This window comes from Thalassotalea litorea (assembly GCF_043642205.1).
Lineage (GTDB): Bacteria > Pseudomonadota > Gammaproteobacteria > Enterobacterales > Alteromonadaceae > Thalassotalea_A > Thalassotalea_A litorea.
The window spans coordinates 24,677-35,183 of record NZ_JBHZSG010000008.1; the positions used below are offsets into that span (position 1 = coordinate 24,677).

Sequence of the window (10,507 nt, forward strand, 5' to 3'; positions counted from 1 at the left end):
TTAATTTTCGCCTCCTGTTTGCTTACGGGTGTCGGCGAAGCTAATGCCACCAAAAGGCGTTAAAATATTGCCTTGTACGGTGTCGATTTTTGCCTGTGCTCTTTTCGCATGAGCGATTGGCAGCAAAGGCAACTCCTCGGTTAACAACGCCTGAGCCTGTAGGTAATATTCCCGGCGCTTATTAGTGTCACGGGTCAATAACGCTTTGGCCAGTAACTCGTCAAAAGCCTGATTGCACCAAAAACTGCGATTACTGCCAGAGCGTGCACTAGAGCAACTCAATAGTGGAGAAAAGAAGTTATCGGGGTCGGGGTGATCTGCGGCCCAGCCAATCAGTACCGACTGGTGTTCCGAATTGGCAAGCTTGCGCAAGAATGTACTCCATTCATAGGTGATGATATTGACATTTATACCAACTTTGGAAAGATCTGAGCGGATCAGCTTCGCCATTTTCATCGCATTAGGGTTGTAGGCCCGTTGTACCGGCATTGCCCACAAATCAAGCGTAAACCCCTGGCTTAGACCTGCATTCTCTAGCAATATTTTGGCCTGCTCCGGCGCATAGGGGAGGAGTTCACTGGGTTTTTCATAGGCCCAGGAAGCACTTGGTAACAGCGAGTGGGCGATTTCAGCCTGATCGAAGTAGACGGCACTAATAATCGCCTGTTTGTTTATTGCCAGGGAAACGGCTTTTCTGACGACAGGGTTATCAAACGGAGGTTTAGACGTGTTAAATGCCATAAACGCCACGTTAAACGAGGTGACTTCTTCGACGCGCAGATTTTCGCGGCTACGAATTTCCTGAGGCGCTATGGGATAAGAAATAACATCACATTCATTGGTCAACAACTTGGTTAATCGACCGGTATTATTTGGGGTAATGTTAAAAATCAGCTTTTCAATGGCCACATCATGGGCCCAGTAATTTTCATTGCGCTGGAATCGGATAAAAGCGTTACTGCGATATCTATTGAACTTAAATGGACCGGTGCCGATGGGTAACGAATCGAGCATGGGGAGTAAGCTGCGGTCGTCTTTGGACAATAGCTGGTCGGCATACTCTTTTGAAAGAATGACGGCAAATGGTGCGCCTACATTCGATAGGAATGAGGCATCGGGTTGGGTTAGTTTAAAGCGAACCGTGTATTCGTCGATCTTTTCGATATCGGCAACCAGTTTCGCAAAGTTAATGCTTTGAAAAAATGGAAAGTTGCCCCTGACCGAACGATAAAACGGGTTGCTCTGATCGAGGATCCGTTGAAAACTAAAGATAACGTCATCGGCATTCAGGTTTCTTGTCGGGGTGAAATATCGGGTCTGATGAAACTGCACGTCCTTGCGTAAATAAAAAGTGATCATGGTACCGTCATTGGTGACATGCCAGGATCTTGCCAAAGATGGCTGAAGTTGATAGTTATCGCGATTAAAATCAATTAAGCGATTATATAATTGCCGTGTCGTGGCATCGATGGTTGTGCCCGAGGTAACCAACTGCGGATTAAACGAGGTTGGCGACCCCTCTGAACAGTACACCAGACCATCGGCAAAGATCGAGTCTTCGGTATCAGCCGGCTCGCAGCCACTGAGCAAGATCAACATGAAGGTGATCATGCTGTGCCATATGACTCTCATTGCTTTATGACTATTCACCGTCGCTACTGTCCAACAAATTGTATTTTTTCAGATAACCACGTAGTTGATGGTAGGTCAATTCCAACGCCTGAGCCGTTTTTTTCTGATTAAACTGATTGGCTGCCAAAGCATCTTTAATCAGGTTAATTTCAAAATCCTGAGACAGACTTTTTAATGAGACCGGATATTGGGTCGTTTCAACCTTTAATGCGTTAGTATTTGCTTCGTTAACCGCTTTTTCAGATTTACCGTGTTCCACCGTTGTTACGGTGTCGGTTACACTGACTTGCCGATCCGCGGTTTTAATCCGAGTGGAGGGACGATAGGGAGACTCGAATGGATTGATAACCAGATCGTTTACCGGAATATGTGGGTTATTGTGACGATAGACACTGCGCTCTACGACATTCTTTAATTCACGGATATTACCCGGCCAATCATAATCAAGTAATGCCCGTTTCACTTTCTCATTAAAACCGGAAAATAACTCAAACTCTAATTCCCGAGCCATATTAATGGCGAAGTGCTCGGCGAGAATCAGGATATCTTCCTGGCGCTCTCGAAGCGGCGGTAGGGTAATGACGTCGAAGGCCAGGCGATCTAATAAATCAGCGCGAAATTCGCCTTTATCAGCTAGCGTTGGCAGATCTTCATTGGTTGCTGCGATAAGGCGAACGTCGGTTTTAATGGTTCTCGACCCACCGACACGCTCAAATTCACCATATTCGACCACACGCAGCAGCTTTTCCTGGATCAATCCCGAGGTGTTGGCCAATTCATCAAGAAACATGGTGCCACCATCGGCTTTTTCAAACCGTCCTTCATGGCGTTTACTCGCGCCGGTAAATGCACCACTTTCGTAACCAAATAACTCACTTTCTAACAGGTTTTCATTGAGCGCCGCGCAATTAAGCTTGAGGTAGCTTTGATCCCACCGTTTTGACAGATAGTGTAAACGAGCTGCGACCAGCTCTTTACCTGTACCTCGCTCGCCAATCAACAGAACCGGCTTCGATAATGGTGCTACCTGAGATATATGCTCGAGTACTTCAAGGAAACTGTTGGATTGACCAATCAGGTTATCCTGTTGTTTAAAGCGACTCATAATCGTCCTAATTATTAGTTTATTTCACTAACAAATAGTGTATTTTATTAATGTGCATCAGAGAAGTTTTTTTTGGTTTTTATTTAATCTTATTAAAAACATGGGTTTGCGCTAATTTTCAAAGTTGGCATCAATAATGAATAGTATTAACCAGTCATTCGTCATTTGTGCTATCAAATACGAACACGAAACAACTAGATAAATAAAATGAGGTAATCATTATGGGTGTTTTTTCAAGATTTACAGATATTATTAATTCCAATATCAACAGCCTGCTCGATAAAGCAGAAGATCCAGAAAAAATGGTGCGCTTAATCATTCAGGAAATGGAAGATACCCTGGTCGAAGTTCGCTCCTCATCAGCGAAAACCTTAGCTGATAAAAAAGAGCTTACTCGTCAACTTGGGAAAATGGAAGCCGATGCGCAGCAGTGGCAGCAAAAAGCCGAACTGGCTCTGAGCAAAGGTCGTGAAGATTTGGCCAGAGCTGCATTGATTGAGCGTAAAAAATGTGAAGAAGCCGCCGCCTCTTTAGGCGATGAGTTAGGTCATTTTGACGAGCACATTGTTAAGCTGCAGGGGGAAATCTCCCAGCTTCAGGAAAAACTTGCGGATGCGAAAGCGCGTCAAAAAGCGATTGTAATGCGCGGTAATACCGCATCGTCACGCTTGAAAGTGAAAAGCAAACTGGATTCAGGCAAGGTGGACGACGCGTTATCACGATTTGATCGCTACGAGCGCAAAATTGATGATTTAGAAGCTCAGGTGGAGTCTTATGATTTAGGCTCAAAATCGTTAGCCGATGAAATTGCAGATTTGGAACAAGACGATAGTGTCGATAATGAATTAGAAGCACTTAAAGCTAAACTAAGTCCTAAAAAGAAGCCAGCGGCGAAAAAAACCACCACCACTAAGAAATAATCGGGTTTAAAAAGGAGAATTATCGTGGAAGAGTTACTAATGGTACCCGTCATCTTGTTTATGGCAATTGTCGCGCCTATCTGGTTGGTACTACACTATCGCTCGAAGCGGCAAATTAGCCAGGGTTTGACCGAAGACGAATATCAACAGTTAACTGAACTCTCTGATTTAGCGGATAAAATGGCGGCGAGAATTAAAACCCTGGAAGCGATTTTAGATGCAGAAACTCCCGAGTGGAGGGATAAATTATGAGTAAGGGCAGAGGCGAATTATTTCGCGATCCGCAAAAAGGCAAGCTCGCAGGCGTCTGCGCTGGTATCGCCGATTATTTTGGCTGGGAAACCTGGTTAGTGCGGATTTTAGTGGTCTCTGGCGTGTTATTGGGCATGGGGTGGTTTGTGATTCTATATATCGCTGGCTGGTTTATTCTGGATAAAAAGCCAAACCGCAAATCTGCCAATGAAATTCACCAGAACTTTAAGCAACAGATCGAAGAGGATGAGATTGTAAATGAACATATCAAAGTGAAATCTCGCATCTGGCAATCTGGTGAACCCCCTAAGCAGGCGTTTCATGATATTCGTACCAAGTTTCATACACTGGAAACACAACTGCAAAGCATGGAGCGCTATGTTACCTCTGCAGAGTTTACCGTCTCTCGAGAGATCAACAAGTTATAACACTAAAGCCAGGTAAAGCTCCTGGCTTTATTTTTGTGGTTCATACAGACCTTGCGTTTATTCACTAAGCTTTTATTCACTAGGCTTTTCACCTACATTAACCAGATAAAACGACAACTTACTACCCAATAGATATGGCAATCATTAATCGTAAAAAGATTTCTTCATGGAAGCAAAGGATGCAAGCGGGTGCTGGCGACTTATTAAACCGTAGCCTCGATCAGCATGTAAATCTGGCTGTTACCGGTTTGAGTCAAAGTGGCAAAACGGCATTTATCACCTCATTGGTCAATCAACTGATTAACGAGGGTCACGGTAAACCATTAAGCTTCTTTAACGCGGTTCATGAAGGTCGTTTTATCGCGGCAAAGCGAGTACCACAACCTAATTTGCAAATCAGCCGCTTTGATTACGATGCCGGAATGCAGAATCTTGGGCAACAGGAACCACAATGGCCGGAGCCGACCCGCAGTATTTCGCAAATAAGACTGGCAATTCGTTACACCCCTCAGGATTCCTTACTCAAATATGCCTCGCAAATGTCGACCTTGTATTTGGATATCACCGATTATCCCGGGGAGTGGTTACTTGATTTGCCAATGCTGAATCAAAGTTACCAGCAATGGTCTGAATATATGACCGAATTGCTGACCTCGGAGCCGCGATTTGAACTGGCACAAGAGTTTTTACAAACCCTTGACCAGCTCGACCCAATGGCGTCAATTAGCGAGGCCAAACTGGCGGAACTTGCGGAACAATACACCCAACTTTTACTTAACTTTCGCCATCAGTTGGGCTTGTCTGTTATCCAGCCCGGGCGATTCATTTTGCCGGGCGAGCATCAAGGCGCCCCCATTTTACAATTTGTCCCATTTCCTTTTTTTCAGCGCTTATCCGCACAAGATTATGCAAATGCTGATGAGCAAAGTTTGATTGCCATGTGCCAGGCGCGTTATGAAGAATATCGGGACGTTATTGTTCGCAACTTTTATAAGCAACATTTTGTCAATTTTGATCGACAAATTATCCTCGCTGATTGTTTGACGCCACTGACCAATGGTCCTGCGGCGTTTAATGATTTGCAGCAAGCAGTTGCTCTGATCATGGAAAGCTTTTCCTATGGCAAATCGAATATTCTAAGACGCTTGTTTTCACCAAAAATTGACCGGATTCTTTTTGCGGCCACTAAGGCCGATCATGTTACCAGCGACCAACATCAAAATATGACCACCTTGCTTGAACAAGTGATCATTAAAGCGAAAAAATTATTGAGTTTCGATGGCATTACAATGAAAACCCTATCGATAGCGTCCATTAAGTGTACTGAGCAAGGCAAAAGTGAATATCAAGGCAAAAAGTTGTCGGTGTTAAAAGGTAAGCGACTTGATAATAATCAAATGATCACCTTATTCCCGGGCTCGGTGCCAGCGAAATTGCCTCAGCCGAGTTTCTTTAAGCAAAATAATTTTGATTACATACAATTTAAGCCAATGACTGCGGCAGACGAACACCAGGCGCTAGAGCATATTCGTCTTGACCAGGTATTGCAGTTTTTACTGGGAGATAAACTCAAGTGAGTAAATCCGATAACGGCCAAGAACAAGACTTTCAGCAACAAATCCTGTTCTCACAGTCTGCGAGCGACATCGATGATGGATCAAAGCCTGATACGCCTGTTGTGCTGCCAGAAGAAGCGTGGCAAGCGGTAGATGAAATCTTTGAAGATCGTGATGAACCCTTGCCAGTTAAGAAGGCGAGTTGGTTATGGCGCATTGCGGGGTTAAGTTTTACCGGTATTGTTATTTATGAGCTCGTCGACTTTTTTATCGCCGGTTTCTCGTCATCGCCTCTGATCACCGCGGTTTATGCAGTACTTGCCGGTTCGGTTGGAACCATTGCGCTGTTAACCTTATTCAAAGAATTACGAGGACTTCGCCAGTATCGGCGACAGCAGCAAAGACAGCAAAAGGCGGGCGATTATCTTGAATGTCACGGCCATGGTGACAGCCGTCAATTTTGCCAACAGCTCACCGATAAGTTGCCCATGGATAGTGTCGAAGTCCTGCATCAGTCATTTACCGATAGCCTCAGCGAACACTTAAGTGATGATGAAGTGATCACCCTATATTCACGTCAGGTGCTATCCGAAGTCGATAAACAGGCAATGGAGCAGGTGTCAAAATTTTCCAGCGAAGCGGTTGTGCTGGTTGCCATTAGTCCGATTGCGATTGTCGATATGATGTTGTTATTGTGGCGTAATCTTCGCATGCTCGACAAAGTTGCTGGCCTTTACGGCATACGGTTAGGTTACTGGAGTCGTATCCGCCTGATCAAGCAGGTTTTTGTTAATATGGTGTATGCTGGCGCCAGTGAAATCATCGCTGATGTTGGTATTGATTTATTAGGCGTTGAAACGCTCGGTAAATTATCAACCCGTCTTGCCCAAGGGTTAGGTGCCGGGATGTTAACTGCCAAGCTAGGGATCCGCACCATTAAATTATGCCGCCCGATCCCTTTTACAGAAAACCCTCCAGGGATCAAACAGGTACGCAGACAAGTTGCCGCCCAGGTTAAACAGTTGCTGGTTAAAGAAAAGACTAGTTAATACTGTGTTATGAACGTCAAAGGGCAAGATAGCCTTGGCTAATGTCTTGGCTAATGCATTGAGTGGCCTTTGACCCTATCTGACAGCATTTTTGGCGTCAGTTCTGTTCTGACTTCTTCATGTACGTTGCGCGTCCGTTTTTAAACCTGAGACCGTACGCGTCGGCTATGTACCTAATTCCTTACACCCGGTAAAAATCATCAAACCAGATCTGTTTCTCTTCTGATCGGACATTTCTTACTATTAATTGGTATATCACATAAAGTCGTAAATTCTCGCAGTCTGACTCAAACAGATAGTTTGAGCAGGCAATAATAACAAATCGAAAATATGCTTGGATTTGCCAATAACCTGAAAAATCAGGACAACAAGATAGGAATAGAAGTAGATGGCTAACAGCACAACCTATGTGTCAAAAGCAGCCGATGATAATGGTAATATTTGCTGGACGGATCAAGAAAATAAAATTTGGCAAAAGCTTTATGCACGCCAGATTGAGGGTATTCAGGACAAAGCGTGTCAGGAATATCTAACCGGTTTGCAATTGTTAAATTTACCAACGGATCGTGTACCGCAATTACAAGACGTTAGTGCGGTACTCAAGCAAAAAACTGGCTGGCAATGCGCAAAGGTTCCGGCCTTAATTGGCTTTGGCGAATTTTTTAAATTACTTTCGGAAAAAAAATTTCCGGTGGCAACGTTTATCCGTGACGAAGATGAATTTGATTACTTACAAGAACCGGATATCTTTCATGAAATTTTTGGCCACTGCCCGTTATTAACCAATCCGGCTTTTGCTAAATTCACTCAAACTTATGGTGAACTAGGCCTTAAGGCCAGCAAAGAAGATCGGGTATTTCTCGCTCGCCTATATTGGTTTACCGTGGAGTTTGGTTTAATGCAAACCGATGATGGTCTTAAAATATACGGTGGCGGTATTTTATCTTCGCCCGGAGAAACCCAATACGCGCTGCATGATGACAGACCTTTAAGAAAGCCGTTTGATGCTCTGGATGTTCTGCGCACCCCATATCGCATCGATATTATGCAACCGGTATATTTCCTGATCGATCATATTGACCAGTTAAACGACATTAGTCGGATTGATGTTATGGCGTTAATCAAACAAGCTAAAGCGCTAGGGTTACACGAACCATTATTTACCCCAAAAATTATTAAACAAGCGAGTTAAACAATGACCGAACAATTAAATACTCAGGCGTGCGAAGCCTGCCGTGCCGATGCGCCAAAAGTCAGTGAAGCGGAACTGGCCGAATTAGTTAAGCAAATTCCTGATTGGGTACCCGTTGTCCGTGATGGTGTCATGATGCTCGAACGTGAATTTACCTTTAAAAATTTTAAATTGGCATTAGCGTTTGCCAATCAAGTGGCAGAGCTTGCTGAAGCAGAATTTCATCACCCATCGATTTTATTAGAGTGGGGTAAGGTAACAATTACCTGGTGGACACACGCGATTGGTGGTTTGCACAAAAACGATTTTATTTGCGCGGCTAAAACCGACGAATTACTGTCTTAATCATTGTTACGACGACAATTTTAAGCAATCGAGAGAAAAAGCTCCCATGTGGGGCTTTTTTTTTGTAAAATTTAATTTACAGTTATTCATCATAGATATTCAGGAACCGTGCCGTGCGCATACAAATCACTTGTCAGGACCGGGTTGGTATTGCCCAGGAAGTATTGGCGATTCTGGTGGACCGGGAAATTAACTTAAAAGGCATTGATGCCATTACGGAGTCCGGAGAGATATATGTTCATATTCCGGACCTTGAGTTTTCTCAGTTACAGGATTTTATGCCACAATTGCGTTTGGTTGAAGGTGTTGTCGATGTAAAAACCACAACCCATATGCCATCTGAGCGAGAGCATAACCTGCTTGAAACCATTGTCAGAACCTTACCTGACCCACTCATTTCGATCGATACCCGCGCCAATGTTTATGGCTTAAACGAACTTGCGGAGCAAAAGTTAGGCCATCAGGAAACGGAGGTTATTGGGCAGCCAATTAGCCATTTTATTAAAGGTTTTAACTTTTCCAAATACCTGGACAGCGGTGAGATCCTACCTCATACCCGAAAACTTCGTCTGCACGATGAAGATTATGTCGCTGATATCCTGCCGATCTATGTGCCGGGGGAAGAGGGCAAAGAAGTGTTTACCGGGGCTTTGCTAATGTTGAAATCGGAAGCTCGTCTTGGTCAGCAAATTAGTGCATTTAAACATCCTAAAGGTAATGATTTTGTCGGGGTGCAAGCCAGCTCTTCGCAAATGCGTAAGGTTATTCGTGAAGCCCGGCGTATGGCAGGCTTAGATTCGGCGATTCTTATCCAAGGAGAAACCGGAACGGGCAAAGAACTTTTAGCCCGGTGTTGTCACAATGCCAGCGATCGCAGTGAAAATCCGTTCATGGTGTTAAATTGCGCGGCGTTACCTGATGATGCTGCCGAAACGGAATTGTTTGGTAAGTACAGTAACGACGGTCAGAGCAGGAAAGGCCTGTTTGATTTAGCCGATGGTGGTAGTGTTTTTCTGGATGAAGTGGCAGAAATGTCGCCAAAATTACAAACCAAGTTAATTCGTGTACTCCAGGATGGCAGCTTTAGGCGAATTGATGACGAAAATGAAATCAAAGTGAATGTACGCATAATATGTGCAACCAATAAAGATTTGCTTGAGTTGGTACAAAAAGGTGAATTTCGAGAAGACTTGTATTATCGCCTGAATGTACTGGGGGTTACTTTACCGGCGCTCAGGGATCGCCGCGCCGATATCATTCCGCTGGCGGAGACATTCTTAAATAAATCGGCAAAATTGAATCATCGCGGTGAAATGTTTATCGACGAAGAATGTCGCGATTTTCTCCAGCATTATCCTTGGCCTGGCAATGTGCGTCAGTTGGAGAATGTGATTCTTCGTGCTGCCTCCCTCGTAGAAGGTGACACGATTAGTATCGAACATCTGCAGCTACCAAATTTCACCAGAGAACATGGCTATCTGGAGCAGGAGTTTGATGGCACATTAGAAGATGCCGTAAAGGGGTTTGAGGCGGATTTACTCCGTAAGTTATACCCAGCTTACCCAAGTACCCGGCAGCTGGCGAAGAAACTAAGCCTTAGCCATACGGCAATCGCCAATAAATTACGCGAATATAATATAAATAAAAAAACCGTGAAGATTTAACTTAATAACGAGGCTAACGCCTCGTTATTGTTTTCGAGGAAGATTAGCATCGGAGAAGAACATGCACAGTTCGTCGCATGTTCGGTGACAGACTGACGTCGCTGGGAACTTGGCAAACGCTATGGTGCGATGACGCCTCGTTATTGTTTTCGAGGAAGATTAGCATCGGATAAGAACATGCGCAGTTCGTCGCATGTTCGGTGACAGACTGACGTCGCTGGGAACTTGGCAAACGCTATGGTGCGATGTCGCCTCGTTATTGTTTTCGAAGGAGATTAGCATCGGAGAAGAACATGCGCAGTTCGTCGCATGTTCGGTGACAGACTGACGTCGCTGGGAACTTGGCAAACGCTATGGTGCGATG

10 protein-coding genes are annotated in these 10,507 nt (G+C 44.4%); 8 read left to right on the top strand and 2 right to left on the bottom strand.

Annotated elements, in window-relative coordinates; all coding sequences use genetic code 11:
- On the bottom strand, positions 1-1,650 hold the full coding sequence (locus tag ACHUFQ_RS06110) for an ABC transporter substrate-binding protein (RefSeq protein WP_394173950.1): 1,650 nt from the start codon (positions 1,648-1,650) through the stop codon (positions 1-3).
- Positions 1,643-2,737 carry a phage shock protein operon transcriptional activator gene (pspF, locus tag ACHUFQ_RS06115; protein ID WP_394173952.1) on the bottom strand — a complete coding sequence of 365 codons (1,095 nt, stop codon included), beginning with the start codon at positions 2,735-2,737 and terminating at the stop codon, positions 1,643-1,645. Before pspF ends, ACHUFQ_RS06110 begins: the two co-directional genes overlap by 8 nt.
- A gap of 221 nt (positions 2,738-2,958) precedes the next feature.
- Between pspF and pspA the strand changes: the two genes are divergently transcribed.
- The 8 genes from pspA (at position 2,959) to tyrR (ending at position 10,143) form a co-directional block, all read left to right on the top strand.
- Positions 2,959-3,657 (top strand): phage shock protein PspA, encoded by a 699-nt coding sequence (gene pspA / locus ACHUFQ_RS06120; RefSeq protein WP_394173954.1) that lies wholly within the window; start codon positions 2,959-2,961, stop codon positions 3,655-3,657.
- 39 nt (positions 3,658-3,696) lie between these two features.
- Entirely contained in the window at positions 3,697-3,909 is a 213-nt protein-coding gene (gene pspB / locus ACHUFQ_RS06125) for an envelope stress response membrane protein PspB (protein ID WP_394174066.1), read from the top strand.
- Positions 3,906-4,337 (top strand): envelope stress response membrane protein PspC, encoded by a 432-nt coding sequence (pspC, locus tag ACHUFQ_RS06130; protein WP_394173956.1) that lies wholly within the window; start codon positions 3,906-3,908, stop codon positions 4,335-4,337. Before pspB ends, pspC begins: the two co-directional genes overlap by 4 nt.
- A gap of 179 nt (positions 4,338-4,516) precedes the next feature.
- Positions 4,517-5,914: a YcjX family GTP-binding protein gene (locus ACHUFQ_RS06135; protein WP_394173957.1), complete on the top strand. Its 1,398-nt coding sequence runs from the start codon at positions 4,517-4,519 to the stop codon at positions 5,912-5,914.
- Positions 5,911-6,942: a YcjF family protein gene (locus ACHUFQ_RS06140; protein ID WP_394173959.1), complete on the top strand. Its 1,032-nt coding sequence runs from the start codon at positions 5,911-5,913 to the stop codon at positions 6,940-6,942. The genes ACHUFQ_RS06135 and ACHUFQ_RS06140 overlap by 4 nt, the downstream gene beginning before the upstream one ends.
- A 388-nt stretch (positions 6,943-7,330) precedes the next feature.
- Positions 7,331-8,134 carry a phenylalanine 4-monooxygenase gene (gene phhA / locus ACHUFQ_RS06145; RefSeq protein ID WP_394173961.1) on the top strand — a complete coding sequence of 268 codons (804 nt, stop codon included), beginning with the start codon at positions 7,331-7,333 and terminating at the stop codon, positions 8,132-8,134.
- A 3-nt stretch (positions 8,135-8,137) separates the two neighbouring features.
- On the top strand, positions 8,138-8,479 hold the full coding sequence (locus tag ACHUFQ_RS06150; RefSeq protein ID WP_394173963.1) for a 4a-hydroxytetrahydrobiopterin dehydratase: 342 nt from the start codon (positions 8,138-8,140) through the stop codon (positions 8,477-8,479).
- 113 nt (positions 8,480-8,592) lie between these two features.
- The gene (gene tyrR, locus ACHUFQ_RS06155) at positions 8,593-10,143 is read left to right on the top strand and encodes a transcriptional regulator TyrR (protein ID WP_394173965.1); all 1,551 of its coding nucleotides are present in this window, start codon (positions 8,593-8,595) and stop codon (positions 10,141-10,143) included.
- Positions 10,144-10,507 lie beyond the last annotated feature (364 nt).